The organism is Kitasatospora sp. NRRL B-11411 (genome assembly GCF_000721345.1).
Lineage (GTDB): Bacteria > Actinomycetota > Actinomycetes > Streptomycetales > Streptomycetaceae > Kitasatospora > Kitasatospora cineracea.
This window is the reverse complement of record NZ_JOGH01000123.1, coordinates 1-19749: the sequence shown is the minus strand read 5'-3', so window position 1 is coordinate 19749 and position 19749 is coordinate 1. Positions and strand designations below refer to the sequence as shown.

Below are 19749 nucleotides of genomic sequence, written 5' to 3'. Positions count from 1 at the left end.
CCGCCGCCGGAACCCTCCCCCCTCCCCCGCACGCCCACCTCTGCGGCAGCCGAAGCCCCTCTCCCTCTCCCCACCTTCCTTCCGCCGCCGGAACCCTCCCCCTTCCCCGCACGTCCACCTCTGCGGCAGTCCCAACGGGCGGAGGTGCGGCAGGTGAGCGGGCGGGTGCTGGTGGTGGACGATGACGCGGCGATCCGGCGGAGCCTCGAACGGGGCCTGCGGCTGAGCGGCTTCCGGGTCGCGGTCGCCGCGGACGGCACGGCCGCGCTGACGGCTCTCACCGCGGAGCCGCCGGACGTGCTGGTGCTGGACGTGGGGATGCCGGGCCTGTCGGGGACGGAGGTGTGCCGGACGTTGCGGGCGCGGGCGGACGACACCCCGGTGCTGATGCTCTCCGCGCTGGACGAGCTGGCCGACCGGGTGGCCGGGCTGCAGGCCGGTGCGGACGACTACCTGGTGAAGCCGTTCGCCCTTGAGGAACTGGTGCTGCGGCTGCACGCGCTGCTGCGCCGCCGGCCGCCGCAGCCCTCGGACCTGATCCGGGTCGGCCCGTTGCGGATCCACCCGGAGACCCGGCAGGCGTTCTGGGACGAGGACGAACTCCGTTTGACCAGGCGGGAGTTCGAGCTGCTCGCGCAACTCGCCCGGAACGCCGGGATCGTGCTGTCCCGGGAGGTGTTGCTGGACCGGGTCTGGGGCTACGACTTCGAGGTGCGCAGCGACGCCGTGGACACCTTCGTCTCCTACCTGCGCCGGAAGCTGGAGGCCGGCGGCCGCCCCCGGACGGTGCACACGGTGCGCGGGGTGGGTTTCGTGCTGCGCGTCCCGGACGAGGGCGGGGCCGGGCGGTGAAGCTGTCGACCCGGATCGCGCTCGGGGCGGCGGTGCTGGTGCCGCTGCTGGTGGCGGCCGCGGGGGTGCTGCTGCTGCCGCTGGTCAGCACGGACCTGCACCGGCGCCAGGACGACCGGTTGAACGCCCGGGCGGCGGCCGTCCTGCCGAACGCGAAGGCGCTGCTCGCGGCCGACAGCCGGGGCCGTCCGAAGGCGGAGCAGAACCAGCAGCGCAAGCTGATGGACGCGGCGCTGGACGCGGGCGTCCGGGTGGTCGCCGCGGACGGGACGGTACTGCTCGCGGCGGGTTCGCAGCCGGACGACCCGTCCCGCCTCCCCACGGCCCCGAGCGGCGGGCCGGTGACTGTCCGTCAGAACGGCTCGTCCTGGCGGGCGTTGGCGGTGAAGCTGGACGGCGGGAGCACCACCGGGACGCTCTGGGTGCTGGCCCCGGCCGGGGAGCCGGCGGACGAGTTGCGGGCGGTGCGGCGGCGGGTGCTACTGGTGGCGCTGGTCGCGGCGCCGCTCTCGGGGCTGGTCGCCTTCGGCCTCGCCGAGCGGGCCACCCTTCCGCTGCGCCGACTGGGCCGCCGGGCGGCGGCGCTGGATCCGGGGGCGGGGCACACCGCGTTCGCGCCCGCTCGGACGGGCACCACCGAGGTGGACGAACTCTCCGGCGCGCTGGCCCTGTTGCTGTCGCGGTACGACGAGCAGGCGGCCCGGACGGCGCAGGCCCTGGACACCGCGCGGTCGTTCTCCTCGGCGGCCTCGCACGAGTTGCGCACCCCGCTGATGAGCCTGCGCACCAACCTGGACGTGCTGGCCGCGCACCCGGACCTCCCGGCAGGCGAACGGGCCGAGGTGGTGGCCGAGTTGCAGCAGGACCACGCCCGGATGCTGGACCTGCTGAGCGCGCTGTCCGCACTGGCCCGGGGCGACCTGGTGGAGCTCTCCGCGTTCGGCCCGGTCGACCTCGCGGAGCTGGTGGACGCCGCCGTCGCCGAGGCCGCCCGCCGCCACCCGGACGCCGTCTACCGGACCGAACTCCCGCCCGAGGCAAGGGTGTTCGGCTGGGACGCGGGCCTGCGGATCCTGCTCGCCAACCTGCTGGGCAACGCCGCCGTGCACGGCCGCACCGCCGACCGCCCGGCCCGGGTGGACGTCCGGCTGCACGTGACGGGCGGCACGGCCCGCCTCACCGTGGACGACACCGGCCCCGGCATCCCGCCCGCCGAGCGCGCCGCCGTCTTCCACCGCTTCCACCGCCGCCCGGACAGCCCCGGCTCCGGCCTCGGCCTGACCCTGGTCGCCCAACAGGCCGCCCTGCACCGCGGTTCGGTCACCGCCACCGACCGCCCGGACGGCCCGGGCTGCCGCCTGGAGGTCGTCCTGCCGCTGCTGCGCCCCGACACCCCGGCCGTCCGGCTCCCCGCCGCCCGCGACTGGCTGAACGGGGAGGAGCAGCACTGAAGGGTCCGGCTACCGAAGGGTCCGACCACTGAAGGGGCCGACCGGAGCGAGGGGAGTTCCACCCTCCTCCATTTCCAAGGTATACCGCCCCCGGGGGCTTGCGGCAAGGCCCCCAGGAGGGCGGAGAATCGACGACTCAATCCCCTCTGACCTGCGGAAACGAGAGTCGAACATGCGCGTGGTACTGACCTCCTGGGGATCCCGGGGAGACATCGAGCCGCTGGCGGCACTGGCCGCGGAGCTGCGGGCCCGCGGCGCGCGGGTGGTGGTCTGCGCCCCGCCGGACGAGGACTTCGTCGCGCTGCTGGACCGGGTCGGCGTGCCGCTGGTGCCGCTCGGGCCGACGGTGAAGTCGATCGTCGCCAACCCGAAGCCGCCGACCGGGCAGGACGCGTTCAAGCTGGCCCCGGCGCTGGTCGAGGCGCGCTTCGAGACGCTCGCCGCGGTGGCCGCGGAGGGCTGCGACGCCGTCCTGGCGACGGGCCTGATGCCGGCCGGAGCGCGGGACGTCGCGGAGAAGCTGGGCGTCCCGTACGTGCTGGCCTGCTTCCACGTCATGGGGCTGCCGTCGCGGCACTTCCGGCCGGGCCGCCGGCCGGGCACGCCGTCTGCGGCGGACGAGACGGACTACGAGGTGCTGTGGAAGCAGGACGCCGAGCGGGTGGACGCGCTGTACGGCGCGGCCGTCGACCGCGGGCGGGCGGCCCTCGGGCTGCCGCCGGTGGACGGCGTCCGCGACCACGTGTTCACGCGGCGGCCGTGGCTGGCGGCGGACCCGGTGCTGTGCCCGTCGGCGGGGATGACCGAACTCGACCCGGTCCAGACCGGCGCCTGGATCCTGCCGGACACCCGGCCGCTGCCCGCGGACCTGCGGGCGTTCCTGGACGGCGGCGAGCCGCCGGTGTACGTCGGTTTCGGCAGCATGGCCGCGTACGCGCCGGAGGGCGTCGCGCGGGCGGCCGTCGAGGCGGCCCGGGCGCACGGGCGGCGGATCGTCCTCGGGAGCGGGTGGGCCGGACTGGGCGCGGTGGACGACGGCGACGACTGCTTCGTGGTCGGCGAGGTCAACCAGCAGGCGCTGTTCCGCCGGAGCGCCGTCGTCGTGCACCACGGCGGCGCCGGCACCACTACGACCGCGGCCCGGGCCGGGGCCCCGCAGGTGGTCGTGCCGCTGATCGCCGACCAACCCTACTGGGCGTCCCGGATCGCCGAGTTGGGCATCGGGGTGGCCCACCCGGGGCCGGCGCCGACGGTCGCCTCGCTGACGGCGGCCCTGGGGACCGCCCTGGACCCCGGGGTGCGGGCCCGGGCGGAGGCGGTCGCGGCCACCGTCCGGACCGACGGCGCCGCGGTGGCCGCCGGACTCCTGCTCGACCTGGCCGGACGCCCCCGCCCGTAGGACACCCCCGACCGGCCGCGCCTCACGGACCGGGCAGGCCGAGGACGGCGGCGGCGAGGTGCTCGCGGAACCAGTGGTGCGCGGGGTCGCCGTCGTTGCGGGGGTGCCGGGCCATGCCGAGTTCCATCGGCGGGAGCCGTAGCGGGATCGGGAAGGCCCGCAGGCCGAGGGCCCGGACGGCGGCGGGCGGCCAGTCGGCGAGGCCGAGGGCGATCAGGTCGGTGTCGCGGGCGAGCAGCATCACCGCGGTGTGGCCGGGCACCACGACGGACACCCGCCGCCGCAGGCCGAGTTCGGCGAGGGGGCGCTCGGCTCCGGCCCGGGCCGCCGCCTCCCGGTCCACCAACTCCCGTGCCGCCTCACGGTGTTCGACCCGCTGACGGGCGAACGTCGGGCCTCGCTGGAGACCGGCCGCTTCCCCGGACGGCCGGCTCGGCTACCTGGCCGCCGCGGAGTCCTCCACCTCGGACGTGGTCGACCTGGAGACCTTCGAGTTGCCGGCCCGGCTGGACGTCCCCAGGCGCGGCGAGCCCGGCGCCCGGCCTGACCGGCCCTGCCCCGACCCGCCCGTCCCCCCGTCCACCCGCCCGGCGGCCGGTTCCACAGGGTTTCCACAAGAAGCCTCCGTACGGTCCGTGGTGGCCGGGGAGACCGGCCGGGATTCGGAGTGGAAGGGGAGACCCATGCGCATCAACCGGGCGGCGGCCGCCGTCGGAGTGCTGGCGTTGGCGGGCGCGTTCCTGGCTGCGGGGCCCGCGCAGGCGGCGGGCGGGGCGCCGAAGGGGGACGGGGCGAAGGCGGTCTGCAAGCGGCTGCCGAAGACCCAGGAGCGGATCGACAAGGCGCTGGACCGGCTGAACGGCGACGCCACCGTCAGCGGCTCGGTAGCCCGGCTGCAGCAGCGGGTGGACAACGCCCACAAGGCGGGGCACGCCGAGATCGAGAAGTACCTGAACGACCGGCTGACCTTCCGCCGCAGCCTGCTGCCGACGCTGCAGACCCGCAAGGCGGACCTGGCCGCGGTGGCCGGCTGGTGCGCGAAGAACGCCCCGGCGGCCGGGAAGTGACCCGTCGGCCCGCCGCCGCGCGAGCCGCCCTGGCGGCCCTGGCGCTGGCCTCGGCCGCCCTGCTGACGGCCTGCGGCCCGACCTCCGGCGCCGCCGGGGGCGGCAGCGCACCCGACGACGCCCAGCAGGTCCAGCAGATGCAGCAGAAGGTGGACGCCGCGGACAGCGCCGCCGCCCAGGCCGACTCCGACGCCGCCCAGCCGGACACCGACACCGGCCCGAGCACCGGCCCGGGCACCGGCACCGGCACCGGCACCGGCACCGGCACCGGCAACTGAGAGAACGCCCCCGAGAACCCCGACGGCCCGCGCCCTCCCCGGAGCGCGGGCCGTCGGCATGCCCGGGAAATGAGACGGATGCGTCCACGATCCGACCACCGGCGTGGCGGAACTTGACGCGCCGCCGCCGGGTCGTGAACCATCGGCGGCATGAACTCCGGCACCTTCCTGGTCTGCCGCCTGCACGTCGATCTGCGACGCCAGGCGAGCGACATGTGTGCCTGCTGTTGACGCTCTCCGCGTAACCTCCGTGCGCGCCCGGTGAGTTGACCCAGGGCCCCGCACCCCCCTCGCGCCACCCTCCCCTTTCCCCCTGCCGTCCCGCGTCCCCACCGCCCGTGCCCCGGCACGCGCACCGGCGCCGGCGGCCGCCCCGGCACACCCCGGAGGAACCCATGAGCATCGACCTGGCCACCGTCCCACCCACCGCCGCCACCACCCCGCCGACCGCCGCGACCGCCCCGCCGACCGCCGCGACCGCCCCGCCGACCGCCGCGCCCCGCCCCCCGCTCTCCCCGAACGCGCTGCGCCGGATCGTCCGCGACCTGGCCGAGCGGCCCGAGCGCTGGCTGCACCGGGTGCGGCTGTCCGCGGAGGAGCGCTGGTACGAGCGGCTGGAGCTGGCGGAGGACTACGAGGTGTGGCTGATCAGCTGGCTGCCGGGGCAGTCCACCGGGTTCCACGACCACGGGGGCTCGCGCGGGGCGTTCACGGTGGCGCTGGGCGAGTTGGAGGAGCTGGCGCTGGCGGGGCCGGAGCACGGGCTGACGGTGCGCAGGCTGGCGTCGGGCACCGAGCGGGCGTTCGGGCCGCAGTACCTGCACGACGTGCGCAACACCGCGCAGGGCCCGGCGGTGACGCTGCACGCGTACTCGCCGCCGCTGAGCGAGATGGCGCACTACGAACTGCGGGCCGGCGGCCTGGTGCGGACCTCCACGGAAGGTGCGGAGCAGTGGTGACCACGGTGGACCAGTTGGTGGCGGCGGCCCGGGCGGGCCTGGACCGGCCGGACCCGGCCCGGGCCTGGGCCGAAGTGACCGCCGGGGCGCAGCTGGTGGACATCCGCCCGGCGGCGCAGCGGGCCCGCGAGGGGGAGATCCCGGGGGCGTTGGTGATCGAACGGAACGTGCTGGAGTGGCGGCTGGACCCGACCGGCAGCCACCGGATCCCGGAGGCGGTGGACCACGGGGTGCGGTGGATCGTGGTGTGCTCGGAGGGGTACGCGTCCTCGCTGGCGGCGGCCTCGCTGCAGGCGCTGGGGCTGCACCGGGCGACCGACCTGGACGGCGGTTTCGTGGCCTGGGCGGCGGCCGGGCTGCCCACCCGTTCGGTTGATCAAGGTTTGCGGTGATCCCCCCGAGGGAAGCCGGTCAAGCGACGCATTCAGACCACTGTTCGATAACTGCGCCCGCCCCGAGCGGCGGGCGCAGTGCCGTTCCGGCCGATCCAGCCGATCCGGCCGACCCTCCGAGGACCCTTCCGTGATCAGATTCGAGGGCGCCGCCAAGCGCCACCCCGACGGCACGGTCGCCGTCCGCGGCCTGGAACTGGACGTTCCGGCGGGCCGGACCACCGTGCTGGTCGGGCCGTCCGGCTGCGGCAAGACCACCATCCTGCGGATGGTCAACCGGATGGTGGTGCCCACCGCCGGCCGGGTGCTGCTGGACGGGGCCGACGTGGCGGGGCTGCCCGCAGCGCAACTGCGGCGCGGTATCGGGTACGTGATCCAGCAGGCGGGCCTGTTCCCGCACCGCCGGGTGATCGACAACGTGGCGACGGTGCCCCGGCTGCTCGGCTGGGACCGCAAGCGGGCCCGGGCCCGGGCCGCCGAACTGCTGGAGCTGGTCGGCCTGCCGCCGGAGACCGCCCGCCGGTACCCGGCGCAGCTCTCCGGCGGCCAGCAGCAACGGGTGGGCGTGGCAAGGGCGTTGGCGGCCGACCCGCCGGTGCTGCTGATGGACGAGCCGTTCAGCGCGGTCGACCCGCTGGTGCGCGCCGGGCTCCAGGAGGAACTGCTGCGCCTACAGGCCGAGTTGGGCAAGACGGTGCTGTTCGTGACGCACGACATCGAGGAAGCGGTCCGGCTCGGCGACCGGGTGGTGGTGCTCCGCGAGCACGGCGAGATCGCCCAACTCGCGGATCCGCACACCCTGTTGACCGCCCCGGCGGACGCCGGCGTGGCGGCCTTCCTGGGCCGCGACCGCGGCCTGCGCGGACTGGGCCTGCGCCCGGCCGGCGCCGTCCCGCTCGAACCGCTCGAACCCTCGTACGGCGACTGGCAGTTGGCGCTCGACCCGGAGGGCCGCCCGGAGCACTGGGTGCGCGGCGCCGAGCGCCATCCGGCCCCGGTGTTCGCCCCGTCCCGGGACTCGCTGCGCTCCGCGCTGGACGCGGCCCTGCTCGCCCCGTCCGGCCTGGCCGTCGCGGTGGACGAGGCGGGCCGCGCGGTCGGCACCGCGAGCCGCGCCGCCGTCGTCGAGGCACTGGCCCGGTCCCAGGAGGCCGCACAGCCCGGGACGAAGGCCCCGCAGACCGGCACGGCTCCGGAGGCCGGTAGCACCCCGACGGCCCCGCAGACCGGCCTGGCCCCGGAGACCGGGAAGACCCGGACGGCAGCCCCGGCAACCCCGGAGGCCCCCGACGCTGCGCAGGTGCCGCATGCTGGACGGTGAGCCGCTGATCCGCTGGCGCTGGCTCGGCGACCACCTCGGCTACCTGGGCGACCTGACGGCCGACCACGCGGTGATCGCCCTGGTGCCGGTGCTGCTGGCGCTGCTGCTGGCGGTGCCGCTGGGCCTGGCCTGCGCGCGCTTCCCGCGGCTGTACCAGCCGCTGGCGGCGGTGTTCAACGTGGTGTACGCGCTGCCCTCGCTGGCGGTGTTCGTGGTGCTGATCCCGTACACGGGGCTGGCCACCCGGGAGACCGTGATGGTGCCGCTGACCTGCTACGCGCTGGCGGTGCTGCTGCCGACCGCGGTGGACGGGCTGCGGGCGGTGCCGGAGCCGGTGCGGCAGGCGGCCACCGCGATGGGCTACGGCCCGTGGCGGCGGCTGGCGGCGGTCGAACTCCCGGCGTCCGTGCCGTACTTGATCGGGGGGCTGCGGGTGGCCGCGGTGTCCTCGATCTCGCTGGCGGCGGTGGGGGCGCTGGTCGGCCGGGGCGGGCTGGGCTACCTGTTCGTGGACGGCTTCCAGCGGACCTTCCCGACGCCGATCCTGGCCGGGATCGTGCTGGTGGCGCTGCTCGCGCTGGCCGCCGACCTGCTGCTGCTGGCGGCCCGCCGGGTGCTGGCGCCGTGGTCGCGGGGGGTGGCGCGGTGAACTGGCTGGGCTGGCTGCACGACTTCTTCGCCGATCCGGCGCACCGCTCCGGGCCGGACTCGATCGTCCACCGGGTGCTGGAGCACCTGGCGTTCTCCGCCGAGGCGCTCGGCCTGGCCGCGCTGGTGGCGCTGCCGCTGGGCCTGCTGATCGGCTACTCGGGGCGCGGGCTGTTCCTGGTGACGGCGCTGGCCGGCGTGGCGCGCGCCCTGCCGACCCTGGGCCTGGTGACGCTGGCGGTGCTGCTGGCGGGCGTCGGCGAGACGGCGGTGCTGCTGCCGCTGACCGCGCTGGCCGCGCCGCCGATGCTGGTGGCCGCCGCCGAGGGGGTGCGCGGCACCGACCCGGACGTCCGGGACGCGGCCCGCGGCATCGGCCTGACCCACCCGCAGACCCTGCTGCGGGTGTGCGTGCCGGCCGCCGCGCCGACCCTGCTGGCGGGGGTGCGGACGGCGTCGGTGCAGGTGATCGCCACCGCCACGGTCGCCGCGTACGTCGGCCTCGGCGGGCTGGGCCGGTACGTGATCGACGGGCTGGCCACCCGGAACTACCCGACCACGGTCGGCGGCGCCCTGCTGGTGGTGCTGCTGGCGGTGGCCGTCCAACTGCTGTTCGCCCTGTTCGTCCGGCTCGCGTCGCCGCCCGGCGCGCGGCCGGTCCGTGCCGTCCGCCGTGTCCGTGCCGCCGGTTCCGCCGGTGGCGGGGGCGCGTCCGCGGGCGGCTCCGCTCCCGACGACGATCCCGCGGGCTCCCCCGCTCTCGTGAAGGAATCCCCATGACGACCCGTCCGGTCCGAACCGCCCTCGCCGTCCTCCTGCTGGCGGGCGCGGCGGCCTGCTCCTCCTCCGGCGGCGGCGACCCGCTGGCCGCGAAGTCCTCCGGCCCGGCGGCGTCCGCCCCGGCCGGGGGCTCCGGGAAGACCGTGGTGGTCGGCTCGGCGAACTTCCCGGAGAACGTGCTGCTCGCCTCGATCTACTCGCAGGCCCTGAAGGCCAAGGGCGTGCCGGTGGAGGAGAAGTTCAACATCGGCAGCCGCGAACTGCTGTACGGGCAGCTGCAGTCGGGTGCGCTGACGGTGCTGCCGGAGTACAACGGCGCGCTGCTGGGCTACCTGGACGCCAAGTCGACCGCCACCGGCAAGGACGCGGTGAACACCGAGCTGAAGGCCAAGCTGCCGGCCGGGCTGGCGATCCTGGACTCCTCGGCCGCCGAGGACAAGGACTCGCTGACGGTCACCCAGGAGACCGCCGACAAGCTGGGCGTGAAGTCGATAGCCGACCTGGCGGGCAAGGCGCAGGACCTGGTGGTCGGCGGCCCGCCGGAGTTCAAGTCCCGCCGCGAGCAGCAGTTCAAGGACGCCTACGGGCTGACCTTCAAGGAGTGGAAGCCGACCGGCGACACCACCGCCAACGCGCTGAAGGACGGCACCGTCCAGGTCGGCAACGTGTTCACCACCGACCCGAAGCTGGTCCAGCTGAAGCTGGTGTCGCTGGCCGACCCGAAGAACGTGTTCAGCGCGCAGAACGTCACCCCGCTGGTGAACCAGGCGGGTCTGGACGCCACCGGGACGGCCGCGCTGAACGCGGTCTCGGCGAAGCTCGACACGGCCGGGCTGACCGCGCTGATGAAGCGCGTCGCCGTCGACAAGGAGGACCCGTCGGCGGTCGCCGCGGCCTGGCTGAAGAGCAGCGGTCTGAACTGACCCGTGCCGCCCGTCGGCCCCGCACCGAGCAGTCGGGTGCGGGGCCGACGGCACGTCAAGGCCCTGATGTACAAGGCTTGGTAAAGCTCTCCGGGCCTGCTCCGACCCGTGCTCCAGTGAACTGTAAAGAGTCTTGACAGACGCAGTGGTCCAGACCAACCATGAGTCCGCTGTACTTCCCGACCGGAACGCATCGTGGGGGTGTGACCACCGGCCGGGGCAAGCAGTACTGCCCCGCACCACCCCGGCACTCCCTGTACCAGGCCAGACCCACGCCCCGTGCCCGAACACCGGCACACGGGCCCTCCTCCCATGCCTGATGGAGACTCGATGCGCCTTCACCGACCACTCCAAGCGCTGCTCGCCACCGGCGCGATGGCGGCCGCCTCGCTGGGGCTGATCTCCGCCCCCGCGCAGGCCGCCACCCCGCTGCCGCAGCACGTCTTCGCCCCGTACTTCGAGGCGTGGACCGGCGACAACCCGGCCACCTTGGCCGCCCAGTCCGGCGCCAAGAACCTGACCATGGCGTTCCTGCAGGCCGCCACCAAGGGCTCCTGCACCGCGCTGTGGAACGGCGACACCTCGATGCCGGTGTCCAACTCGGTCTTCGGCGCCGACATCGCCACCATCCGCGCCAACGGCGGCGACGTGATCCCGTCCTTCGGCGGCTACACCGCCGACAACACCGGCACCGAGATCGCCGACTCCTGCACGGACGTCAACCAGATCGCCGCCGCGTTCGAGAACGTCATCACCACCTACGACGTCTCCCGGATCGACCTGGACATCGAGGACAACTCGCTGACCAACACGGCCGGCATCGACCGCCGCAACAAGGCGATCAAGATCGTCGAGGACTGGGCCGCCGCCAACGGCCGCACCATCCAGTTCAGCTACACCCTGCCGACCACCACCAGCGGCCTGGCCTCCAGCGGCCTCGCGGTGCTGAAGAACGCGGTCAGCAACAACGCGCGGATCGACGTCGTCAACATGATGACGTTCGACTACTACGACAACCAGCCGCACGACATGGCCGCGGACACCCAGACCTCCGCCCAGGGCCTGTACAACCAGCTGGCCAAGCTGTACCCGACGAAGACCTCCACCCAGCTGTGGAACTCGATCGGCATCATCGAGATGATCGGCATCGACGACTTCGGCGCCGCCGAGACCTTCACCGTCGCCAACGCCAACACGGTCTACGACTGGGCCGTCTCCAAGGGCATCAACACCCTGTCCTTCTGGGCGCTGCAGCGTGACAACGGCGGCTGCGCGGGCACCGCCGGGTCGGACAGCTGCTCCGGCATCGCGCAGGGCACCTGGGACTTCAGCCACATCTTCTCGAAGTTCACCAGCTCCTCCGTCCCGGCCAACGACTTCTCGGTGTCGCTGAGCCCGGCCACCGGCTCGGTCACCGCCGGCGCGTCCACCTCGGCGACCGTCAGCACCGCGGTCACCTCCGGCTCGGCGCAGAGCGTCAACCTGTCGGTCACCGGCGCCCCGGCGGGCGTCACCGCCTCGCTGAGCGCCTCCACCGTCACCGCGGGCGGCTCCGCCACCCTGAACGTCGCCACCACCGCGGGCGTCGCCAACGGCAGCTACCCGCTGACCGTGACCGGCACCGGCGCGAGCGGCACCCACTCGGCGACCTACACCCTGACCGTCACCGGCGGCACCACCGCCTCCGACTTCTCGGTCGCGCTCGCCCCCGCCTCGGGCTCGGTCCAGGCCGGCTCGGCCGCCTCCAGCACCGTGAACACCGCGGTCACCTCCGGCACCGCCGCGACCGTCAACCTGACCGTCTCCGGCGCCCCGGCCGGCGTCACCGCCTCGCTGAGCGCCTCCAGCGTCACCGCGGGCGGCTCCGCCACCCTGAACGTCGCCACCACCGCCGCCGCGGCCCCGGGCACCTACACCCTGACCGTCACCGGCACCGGCGCGGGCAAGACCCACACCGCCACCTACGCGCTGACCGTCACCGGCACCACCCCGACCGGCGGCCTGGTCAACGGCGACCTGGAGGGCGGCCTCGCCCCGTGGACCTGCCAGAGCGGCGGCGGCGTGGTCTCCACCCCGGTGCACGGCGGCTCCAAGGCCCTGCAGGCGGCGCCCACCGCCGGCACCACCGGTGAGTGCGACCAGACCGTCACCCTGGCCCCGAACCACGCGTACACCCTGACCGCCTGGGTCCAGGGCCCGTACTCGTACGTCGGCGTCAGCGGCGGCGCCACCGCCTCCACCTGGGCCAACGGCTCCTCCTGGACCAAGGTGAGCGTCCCGTTCACCACCGGCGCCAACGGCACCGTCACGGTCTACCTGCACGGCTGGTACGGCCAGGGCTCGGTCTACGGCGACGACTTCTCGATCGCCTGACACCCCCCGCTCCACGAACCGGGCCCGGCCGGTGGCACCCGCCACCGGCCGGGCCCGGCCGCTTCCTCCCCCGTCCCCGCGGTCTCAGCGCCCCCGGCACAGCGGCAGGAAGGACCCCAGCGCCAGCAGCGCGCAGCCCAGCACCACCGCGCCGAGCACCGTCGCGGACGGGTGCCCGCCCAGGCTGCTGAGCGGGGCGACCACCGCGCCGCACAGGTAGGTGCCGGTGCCCAGCAGCGCGGACGCCGACCCGGCGGCGTGCGGGGCCATGGTCAGCGCCTGCCCGTTGGCGTTCGGCAGGATGACGCCCATCGCGCCCATCAGCACCGTCAGCGCGGGCCACACCCCGGCCAGCCCGGTGTCCCACACCGTGGTGCACAGCACCACGGCGGCCCCGGCCAGCGCCGCCGCGCCCAGGCCGCAGACCAGCAGCGTCCGCTCCGAGTAGCGCTGCACCAGGAACCGCCCGTTGAACTGGGTGACGGCCAGCAGCGAGACCGAGTTGACCGCGAACACCAGGCTGTAGGTCTGCGGGGTGATCCGGTACACCTCCTGCAGCACCACCGAGGAGCCGCCGACGTACGCGAACAGCGCGCCGAACGCGAAGGTGCTGACCAGCAGGTAGCCGAGGAACACCCGGTCGCGCAGCAGCCCGCCGATCGCCCGGACCGTGGTGCCCAGCCCGCCGCCGTGCCGCCGCTCCGGCGGCAGCGTCTCCCCGATGCCGAACCCGCAGGCCACGGTGAGCACCGCGCCCAGCAGCGCCAGCGCGACGAAGGTCCCGCGCCAGTCGGTGACGTGCAGCAGCTGGGCGCCGGCCAGCGGCGCGACGATCGGGGCCAGGCCGGAGATCAGGCCCATGGTCGCCAGGAACCGGATCATCGCGGTCCCCTCCAACCGGTCCCGGACGGTCGCCCGGGCGATCACCAGCGCGGCCGAGCCCGCCGCGCCCTGCACCACCCGGCCCGCCACCAGCAGCGGCATCGAGTCGGCGAACGCGCACAGCAGGCTGGCGGCGGTGAACGCGGCCAGGCCCGCCAGCATCGGGCGGCGGCGGCCGAGCCGGTCGCTGAGCGGGCCGAACAGCAGCTGGCCGAGCACCATGCCGAGCAGCGAACCGGTCAGGGTGAGCTGGGCGGCCGCGGCGGTGGAGCCCAGGTCCGCGGTCAGGTCGGGCAGCGCGGGCAGGTACAGGTCGGTGGTGAACGGCCCGAGCGCGACCAGGCAGCCCAGGGTGATCACGGTGGCGGTGGCGAACGGGGCGCGCTGCGGGGCCTGCGCGGCCTCCTGCGCCGGACGGAGCGGGACGTCGGGTGCGGTCTGGTCGCCGTCGGGGTCGACGGTCGGGCCTGGCATGGGGCTCCTCACGGATGGCGGGGTGTGCGCACCGTCCTATCCCATCCGCCCGCCGCCGGGGAAGCCGACCCCCGCCCGGGGCGCCCCCGTCAGCCGGTCGGACCGGCGGTGCGGGCCCCGGCGGCGGCCGGGGCGCCCCGCCAGCCGTAGAGCTGGTCGCCGACCAGCGCGACGTCGTACTGCCCGCAGTGCGCGGTGGCCCGCCGCGGGGTGTCGGTGGGGAACCAGTGCGCGCGCAGGTGCGGGTCGTCCAGGGTGTGGCCGGTGGTGGTGCAGGCCGTGGGCAGCGCCCGGTCCGGGACGGTGGCCCGGATCAGCCGCTCGCCCCCGTCCCCGGACGCCAGGAAGGCGATGCCGGTGGCCGAGTCGGGCAGCCAGCGCGGCACCTCGGTCCGGTCGGCCTTGGCCGCGGACCCGCTGGGGTAGCGGACGGTCTGGTCCAGCCGGTCCTGCACCCGCTGGATCGCCGCCGGAGCCACCATCACCAGCAGCATCGCCGCGGCCGCCCCGCCGACCACCACCGTCGCCGCCGCCCGCCTGCTCCGCTCGCCGCCCATCGCCCCGCACCCCTTTTCCGCCGCTCCGAACCCTTCCCCTCCATCCTCGGCGCGCCCGTCCCCCGGATCCATGCGCACCAGGTACCGACCCGGGTCAGCCGGAAGTCGGACCCCGGCCCCCCGACCCCCGACTTCCGGCGGACCCGCCCCTCCCGGCAGGAGGACCGGGCGGTGGGAGCGGGCGGTGGGACCGGGCCGGGCGATCAGCGGTAGGCGGACTCGCCGGTGATCGCCTCGCCGAGGACCAGGGTGTGCACCTCCGAGGTGCCCTCGTAGGTGAGGACCGATTCGAGGTTGTTGGCGTGCCGGAGCACCGGGTAGGCGGTGGTGATGCCGTTGGCGCCGAGGATGGTGCGGGCGGTGCGGGCGATCTCCAGCGCGGTGCGGACGTTGTTGAGCTTGCCGAAGGAGATGTGCGCGGCCTGGGCGCGGCCCGCGTCCTTGAGCCGGCCGATCCGCACCGCGACCAGGTAGGCCTTCTCCAACTCCAGGGCCATGTCGACGAGTTTGGCCTGGGTGAGCTGGAAGCCGCCGATCGGGCGGCCGAACTGGACCCGGTCGCGGGCGTAGTCGACGGCGGCCCGGTAGCAGTCCCGGGCGGCGCCGACGGTGCCCCACAGGATGCCGTAGCGGGCCTCGCCGAGCGAGGCCAGCGGGGCGCGCAGGCCGCGGGCCTGCGGGAGCTGCGCGTCGGCGGGCAACCGGACGCCGTCGAAGGCGAGTTCGCTGGTGACGGAGGCGCGCAGGGAGAGCTTGCCGGGGATGTCGCGGGCGGTGAGACCGGGGGTGCCGCGCGGGACGAGGAAGCCGCGCACGCCGTCCTCGGTGCCCGCCCAGACCACGGCGACGTCGGAGACCGAGCCGTTGGTGATCCACATCTTGGCGCCGTCCAGGATCCAGTCGCCGCCGTCGCGCCGGGCCCGGGTGCGCATCGAGGCCGGGTCGGAGCCGGCCTCCGGTTCGGTGAGGCCGAAGCAGCCGACGGCCCGTCCGGCGGCCAACTCCGGGAGCCAGTGCCGCTTCTGCTCCTCGGAGCCGTAGGCGTGGATGGAGCGCATGGCGAGCGAGCCCTGCACCGAGACGAAGCTGCGCAGCCCGGAGTCGGCGGCTTCGAGCTCCATGCAGGCCACCCCGTACTCGGTGGCGGTGGAGCCGGTGCAGCCGTAGCCCTCCAGGTGCATGCCGAGGACGCCCAGCTTGCCGAGTTCGGGGGCGAGTTCGCGCACCGGGAAGGTGCCCCGCTCGTACCAGTCGGCGAGGTGCGGGCGGACGTGCCGGTCGGTGAAGGCCCGGACGCTGTCGCGGACCAGCCGCTCGTCCTCGGTGAGCAGTTCGTCGACGCCGAGCAGGTCGAGCGGGTCGGGTCGGCCGGCGGGTGCGGCGGTGGCCATGGGCGGGCTCCTCGGAGGGTGTGGGCAGGGGTGGTGCCACCGCTGTCCCTACCGGTCGGTACGCCGCCCGGTCAAGGGCGCCGCGGCGGCGGCCGTCGGCGACACGCGGTCCGGCCGGGCCGGGAATGCCGGGCGCCCGTGGAAGGCTGACCGGTCCAGGAGGTGTACCGACCATGGCGGACGGACAGCAGGACCGGCAGCACGGGCAGCAGGACGGGCAGCAGTGGCGGACCGAGCACGACTCGATGGGCGAGGTCAGGGTCCCGGCGGCGGCCAAGTGGCGGGCGCAGACCCAGCGCGCGGTGGAGAACTTCCCGGTGTCGGGGCAGCGCCTGGAGCGCGCCCACATCGCGGCGCTGGCCCGGATCAAGGCGGCCGCGGCCACCGTCAACGCCGGGCTGGGGGTGCTGGACGAGGAGACCGCGGCGGCGATCCGGTCGGCGGCCGAGGAGGTGGCCGAGGGCCGCTGGGACGACCAGTTCCCGGTGGACGTGTTCCAGACCGGCTCCGGCACCTCGTCGAACATGAACGCCAACGAGGTGATCGCCACCCTGGCCGCCGAGCGCCTGGGCCGCCCGGTGCACCCGAACGACCAGGTCAACGCCTCGCAGTCGTCGAACGACGTCTTCCCGTCCTCGATCCACGTGGCGGCCACCGGCGCGGTCCTGCACGAGCTGGTCCCGGCGCTGGAGCACCTGGCGCGGGCGCTGGAGGCCAAGTCCGCCGAGTTCGCGGGCGTCGTCAAGTCCGGCCGCACCCACCTGATGGACGCCACTCCGGTGACGCTCGGCCAGGAGTTCGGCGGCTACGCGGCCCAGGTCCGGTACGGCGTCGAGCGCCTGCGCGCCACGCTCCCCCGGGTCGCCGAACTGCCGCTCGGCGGCACGGCGGTGGGCACCGGCATCAACACCCCGCCGGGCTTCTCGGCCGCCGTCATCGCCGAGGTCGCCCGCGCCACCGGCCTGCCGCTGACCGAGGCCCGCGACCACTTCGAGGCCCAGGGCGCCCGGGACGGCCTGGTCGAGCTCAGCGGCCAGCTCCGCACGATCGCCGCCGGCTTCACCAAGATCGCCAACGACCTGCGCTGGATGGGCTCCGGCCCGCGCACCGGCCTCGCCGAGATCAACCTCCCCGACCTGCAGCCCGGTTCCTCGATCATGCCCGGCAAGGTCAACCCGGTGCTGCCCGAGGTGGTCCTGATGGTCGCCGCCCAGGTGATCGGCAACGACACCACCGTCACGGTGGCCGGCGCGAGCGGCAACTTCGAGCTCAACGTGATGCTCCCGGTGATCGCCCGCAACGTGCTGGAGTCGGTCCGCCTGCTCACCACCTCCGCCCGCCTGCTGGCCGACCGCACCGTCGACGGCATCACCGCCAACGCCGAGCGCACCCGCGAGTACGCCGAGTCCTCGCCCTCCGTCGTCACCCCGCTCAACCGCTACCTCGGCTACGAGGAGGCGGCGAAGGTCGCCAAGCAGTCGCTGGCCGAGCGCCGGACGATCCGCCAGGTGGTCCTCGACCGCGGCTACGTCGAGCGCGGCCTGCTCACCGAGGCCCAGCTCGACGAGGCGCTCGACGTCCTGCGGATGACCCGCCCGCAGGACGCCGACTGACACCGGCTGACGGCCGGTCAGGGCCGGTCAGGGCCGGTCAGGACAGCAGCAGCGGCATGTCCCAGTCGTGCGGGGTGCCGCCGGCCGCGTACGAGTCGAGGGCGAGCGCGACGCCGGCCGCCCCGTCCAGGTAGCCGGAGACGTCGCTGGCGAACGGCCTGCGGGTCATGGTGAAGCGCAGGCCGAACGGGGCGTCCGGGTCGTGCCCGGCCAGCAGCCGGGCGGCGGTCTCGTCGCGCCGCCGCTCGATCCGCTCCTCGCCGAAGTGCTCGTTCAGCCGCCCGAGTTGGTGCAGCGCCCCGGCCCAGCCGTGGCACAGCGCGTGGTCGGTGACGCCCCAGTCGTCGAGCGGCACCCGCAGCAGCCGCTCGACCGAGTCGCGGGCGACGGCCGTCCACTCCGGCCGGCCGAGCGCGGCCCCGGCGGTCTGCAGGGCGCGCGAGACGCCGGGCGCGCCGTAGCACCAGGACGGCCAGCCGGCGGGTTCGCGGTACGCGTCGGGCCCGGCCAGGTAGGCGTCCAGGCCGAGGTAGCCGGGCCAGTAGCGGCCGTGCTGGTCGCGCACCGCCCAGCGCACCAGCAGGTCGGCGGTGTTCTCCAGGGCCTCCCGGTGGCCGGGCAGCCGGACGCCGTCGCGCCAGGCCAGCGCGAGCAGCATCAGCGGGCCCGCGACGCCGTGCGAGAGGCCGAGGTTGAGGTGGCCGTCCGGCAGCAGGTGCTCGGAGCCGATCCGGGGCGCGTCCAGCGCCCACCAGCGCGGGACGCGCGCCCCGCGGTGCGCGGTGGTGCCGCGGGCCAGCTCGATCAGGTAGCCGAGGACCAGTTCCAGCTCCTCGCCGCAGCTCTCCGCGCGGGCCAGCAGGTACCGGCCGACGCCGGTCATCCCGCGCACCACCTCGTAGTGCCCGATGGTGGCCAGCGGCCCGTCCGGGACGGCGGGCAGCGCGGTGCGCACGAGTTGCCGCTGGTAGGCGTCGAGCCGGTGCAGCGCCCCGGTGTAGCCGCCGGTGGCGCGGTGGGCGGCCAGCACGGCGAAGGCCAGCGCACCGGGCCCCTTGAAGATCCCGCTGGGCACGGTGTCGCCGGCGCCGGCGGCCCGGGTCGCCACCGCCAGGTACCCGTGCGCCCGGGCGGCCCGCTCGGTGCCCGGCCGGGCCCCGCCGCTGAATGCCAGCGACAGCCCGGGGCTGCCGCTGCCGAGCGTCAGTTCCGCCCAGACGTTCTCGGCCACCCCGTCGTCGGCGGCCTCGGCGGGGATCCGGGTGGCGGCCACGGTCGCGGCCGGATCGGCGAGCCGGTCCAGGATCAGGTCGGACAACTGCCCGGCGGCCGCCCGCAACCGGGCCCGTTCCGCGGAAACGGCAGTCGCCTGCACGGTGTCGGTCATCGGGGGCTCCGGTCGGTGGCGGTTCGGACGGGCGGGAACTGGCACGGCGCCGCTCCGCCCCGCCCGCGCAGCGGAGGTCGTCCGCGGCCCCGGTCGGCGCGGCGGGCCGGGTTCGGCCGAGGCGCCGTCACTTCCCCCCTCCCCCGTGGGACTTGCGTCCGATCAGGGCCCTGGCCGCGCCGCGCAGGACGGCGTAGCCGCGGGCCTCGGCGGCCGGGTCGATGCCGAACAGGCGGTTGTGCCGCATGTGCAGCAGCGACATGAGGGCCTCGTCGCGGTCGGCCTCGGGTGCGGCGAGCAGCAGCCGGCCGAAGTCGCGCGGGGCGGGGGTGTCGGTCCAGAGCGGGGCGAGGTCGGGGATGCCGAGGTGTTCGGCGGCGTGCCGGGCGGTGTCGTCGGGGCGGATCAGCCGGTCGGCGAGGGCGCGGTGGCGCTGGTGGGCGCGGTGGTCGGCGCCCTTCTCGAAGAGGTGGACCACCCAGGCGCACCAGTCCCAGTCGCCGAGCGAGTCCAGCAGCACGGCGTGGCCGGTGGCGGCGAGGACCTCGTCGGGGACGGCGGCGGCGCCGGCCCGGCGGGCGCGCAGTTGGAGCAGCGCGGAGCGGCTGTCGGTCTGGAAGAGCCGTTCGGCGGCTTCCTGGGCGCCGGGGCCGAGGTAGCGGTCGGTCTCGGGCCGGTAGGTGTCGAGCGCCGTGGTGCGCAGCGCGCCGGTCTCGACGAGCCGGCGCACGTGCCGGGCGAGGGCGGGCAGGACGTGGCCGGCCAGGGCGGCGGGGTCGCCGTGCAGGCGCAGCCGCAGGTGGGGTTCGGGGTCGCGGTAGCGGAGGAAGAACCAGCGGTCGACGTGGGGTTCGACGTCGGCGAGCAGGGCGGGCAGGTGGTCGGCGAGCAGGGTGTCGTGGGTGCCGGGTTCGGCGTACAGCTTGGCGAACAGCCAGTCCTCGCCGGGCAGGTGGATCCGGGTGGGGGCGGTGCGGACTTCGGACCTGGCCAGCGGGGGGC

The 19749-nt window shown here is 75.3% G+C and carries 19 protein-coding genes; 13 read left to right on the top strand and 6 right to left on the bottom strand.

What is annotated here, in order from left to right; all coding sequences use genetic code 11:
• The first annotated feature begins 153 nt into the window (after nucleotides 1–153).
• The 3 genes from IH44_RS0133540 (at nucleotide 154) to IH44_RS0133530 (ending at nucleotide 3702) form a co-directional block, all read left to right on the top strand.
• On the top strand, nucleotides 154–852 hold the full coding sequence (locus IH44_RS0133540; RefSeq protein WP_030463583.1) for a response regulator transcription factor: 699 nt from the start codon (nucleotides 154–156) through the stop codon (nucleotides 850–852).
• Nucleotides 849–2303, top strand: a complete 1455-nt coding sequence (locus IH44_RS0133535; protein ID WP_030463582.1) for a HAMP domain-containing sensor histidine kinase — start codon at nucleotides 849–851, stop codon at nucleotides 2301–2303. The genes IH44_RS0133540 and IH44_RS0133535 overlap by 4 nt, the downstream gene beginning before the upstream one ends.
• Nucleotides 2304–2475: 172 nt before the next feature.
• Nucleotides 2476–3702 (top strand): glycosyltransferase, encoded by a 1227-nt coding sequence (locus IH44_RS0133530; RefSeq protein WP_030463581.1) that lies wholly within the window; start codon nucleotides 2476–2478, stop codon nucleotides 3700–3702.
• A 22-nt stretch (nucleotides 3703–3724) separates the two neighbouring features.
• Here the strand turns inward: IH44_RS0133530 and IH44_RS0133525 are convergent, their stop codons facing one another.
• Entirely contained in the window at nucleotides 3725–4048 is a 324-nt protein-coding gene (locus IH44_RS0133525) for a hypothetical protein (protein ID WP_107066692.1), read from the bottom strand.
• A gap of 337 nt (nucleotides 4049–4385) precedes the next feature.
• On the opposite strand from IH44_RS0133525, the gene IH44_RS0133515 reads away from it, so the two are divergent.
• The 9 genes from IH44_RS0133515 to IH44_RS0133475 all read left to right on the top strand — a co-directional run bounded on the left by IH44_RS0133515 (nucleotide 4386) and on the right by IH44_RS0133475 (nucleotide 12443).
• A complete protein-coding gene (locus IH44_RS0133515) occupies nucleotides 4386–4769 on the top strand; it encodes a hypothetical protein (protein ID WP_030463579.1) in 384 nt (127 codons plus the stop codon).
• Nucleotides 4766–5047 carry a hypothetical protein gene (locus tag IH44_RS0133510; protein ID WP_030463578.1) on the top strand — a complete coding sequence of 94 codons (282 nt, stop codon included), beginning with the start codon at nucleotides 4766–4768 and terminating at the stop codon, nucleotides 5045–5047. Before IH44_RS0133515 ends, IH44_RS0133510 begins: the two co-directional genes overlap by 4 nt.
• 395 nt (nucleotides 5048–5442) lie before the next feature.
• Entirely contained in the window at nucleotides 5443–6006 is a 564-nt protein-coding gene (locus IH44_RS0133505) for a cysteine dioxygenase family protein (protein WP_030463577.1), read from the top strand.
• Nucleotides 6000–6398 (top strand): rhodanese-like domain-containing protein, encoded by a 399-nt coding sequence (locus IH44_RS0133500; protein ID WP_030463576.1) that lies wholly within the window; start codon nucleotides 6000–6002, stop codon nucleotides 6396–6398. Before IH44_RS0133505 ends, IH44_RS0133500 begins: the two co-directional genes overlap by 7 nt.
• Before the next feature lie 130 nt (nucleotides 6399–6528).
• Nucleotides 6529–7719 carry an ABC transporter ATP-binding protein gene (locus IH44_RS0133495; RefSeq protein WP_198545084.1) on the top strand — a complete coding sequence of 397 codons (1191 nt, stop codon included), beginning with the start codon at nucleotides 6529–6531 and terminating at the stop codon, nucleotides 7717–7719.
• Complete coding sequence (locus IH44_RS0133490; RefSeq protein WP_030463574.1) at nucleotides 7706–8368, top strand: ABC transporter permease; 663 nt, start codon at nucleotides 7706–7708, stop codon at nucleotides 8366–8368. Before IH44_RS0133495 ends, IH44_RS0133490 begins: the two co-directional genes overlap by 14 nt.
• Nucleotides 8365–9147 carry an ABC transporter permease gene (locus tag IH44_RS0133485; protein WP_232795185.1) on the top strand — a complete coding sequence of 261 codons (783 nt, stop codon included), beginning with the start codon at nucleotides 8365–8367 and terminating at the stop codon, nucleotides 9145–9147. The genes IH44_RS0133490 and IH44_RS0133485 overlap by 4 nt, the downstream gene beginning before the upstream one ends.
• A complete protein-coding gene (locus tag IH44_RS0133480; protein ID WP_030463572.1) occupies nucleotides 9144–10070 on the top strand; it encodes an ABC transporter substrate-binding protein in 927 nt (308 codons plus the stop codon). Before IH44_RS0133485 ends, IH44_RS0133480 begins: the two co-directional genes overlap by 4 nt.
• Before the next feature lie 330 nt (nucleotides 10071–10400).
• Entirely contained in the window at nucleotides 10401–12443 is a 2043-nt protein-coding gene (locus IH44_RS0133475; RefSeq protein ID WP_030463571.1) for a glycosyl hydrolase family 18 protein, read from the top strand.
• A gap of 84 nt (nucleotides 12444–12527) precedes the next feature.
• On the opposite strand, the gene IH44_RS0133470 is transcribed toward IH44_RS0133475, so the two are convergent.
• The 3 genes from IH44_RS0133470 to IH44_RS0133460 form a co-directional block, all read right to left on the bottom strand.
• Nucleotides 12528–13799, bottom strand: a complete 1272-nt coding sequence (locus IH44_RS0133470; protein ID WP_030463570.1) for a multidrug effflux MFS transporter — start codon at nucleotides 13797–13799, stop codon at nucleotides 12528–12530.
• A gap of 89 nt (nucleotides 13800–13888) precedes the next feature.
• Nucleotides 13889–14356: a hypothetical protein gene (locus IH44_RS41825; protein ID WP_051817852.1), complete on the bottom strand. Its 468-nt coding sequence runs from the start codon at nucleotides 14354–14356 to the stop codon at nucleotides 13889–13891.
• Nucleotides 14357–14559: 203 nt separating this feature from the next.
• Entirely contained in the window at nucleotides 14560–15747 is a 1188-nt protein-coding gene (locus IH44_RS0133460; RefSeq protein ID WP_030463568.1) for an acyl-CoA dehydrogenase family protein, read from the bottom strand.
• Nucleotides 15748–15920: 173 nt separating this feature from the next.
• On the opposite strand from IH44_RS0133460, the gene IH44_RS0133455 reads away from it, so the two are divergent.
• The gene (locus IH44_RS0133455) at nucleotides 15921–17360 is read left to right on the top strand and encodes an aspartate ammonia-lyase (RefSeq protein WP_030463567.1); all 1440 of its coding nucleotides are present in this window, start codon (nucleotides 15921–15923) and stop codon (nucleotides 17358–17360) included.
• Nucleotides 17361–17397: 37 nt separating this feature from the next.
• Here IH44_RS0133455 and IH44_RS0133450 read toward each other — a convergent pair whose 3' ends face one another.
• Complete coding sequence (locus tag IH44_RS0133450; protein ID WP_051817845.1) at nucleotides 17398–18747, bottom strand: lanthionine synthetase C family protein; 1350 nt, start codon at nucleotides 18745–18747, stop codon at nucleotides 17398–17400.
• A gap of 127 nt (nucleotides 18748–18874) precedes the next feature.
• Nucleotides 18875–19749 (bottom strand): thiopeptide-type bacteriocin biosynthesis protein (locus IH44_RS0133445; protein ID WP_198545083.1); only part of this gene is annotated, 875 nt, incomplete at its 5' end.

Coding starts and splice junctions, on each gene's coding strand:
- IH44_RS0133460 (WP_030463568.1), bottom strand. CDS start 15,747: ATGGCCACCGCCGCACCCGCCGGCCGACCCGACCCGCTCGACCTGCTC.
- IH44_RS0133505 (WP_030463577.1), top strand. CDS start 5,443: ATGAGCATCGACCTGGCCACCGTCCCACCCACCGCCGCCACCACCCCG.
- IH44_RS0133480 (WP_030463572.1), top strand. CDS start 9,144: ATGACGACCCGTCCGGTCCGAACCGCCCTCGCCGTCCTCCTGCTGGCG.
- IH44_RS0133530 (WP_030463581.1), top strand. CDS start 2,476: ATGCGCGTGGTACTGACCTCCTGGGGATCCCGGGGAGACATCGAGCCG.
- IH44_RS0133450 (WP_051817845.1), bottom strand. CDS start 18,747: ATGACCGACACCGTGCAGGCGACTGCCGTTTCCGCGGAACGGGCCCGG.
- IH44_RS0133475 (WP_030463571.1), top strand. CDS start 10,401: ATGCGCCTTCACCGACCACTCCAAGCGCTGCTCGCCACCGGCGCGATG.
- IH44_RS41825 (WP_051817852.1), bottom strand. CDS start 14,356: ATGGGCGGCGAGCGGAGCAGGCGGGCGGCGGCGACGGTGGTGGTCGGC.
- IH44_RS0133455 (WP_030463567.1), top strand. CDS start 15,921: ATGGCGGACGGACAGCAGGACCGGCAGCACGGGCAGCAGGACGGGCAG.
- IH44_RS0133470 (WP_030463570.1), bottom strand. CDS start 13,799: ATGCCAGGCCCGACCGTCGACCCCGACGGCGACCAGACCGCACCCGAC.
- IH44_RS0133490 (WP_030463574.1), top strand. CDS start 7,706: ATGCTGGACGGTGAGCCGCTGATCCGCTGGCGCTGGCTCGGCGACCAC.
- IH44_RS0133515 (WP_030463579.1), top strand. CDS start 4,386: ATGCGCATCAACCGGGCGGCGGCCGCCGTCGGAGTGCTGGCGTTGGCG.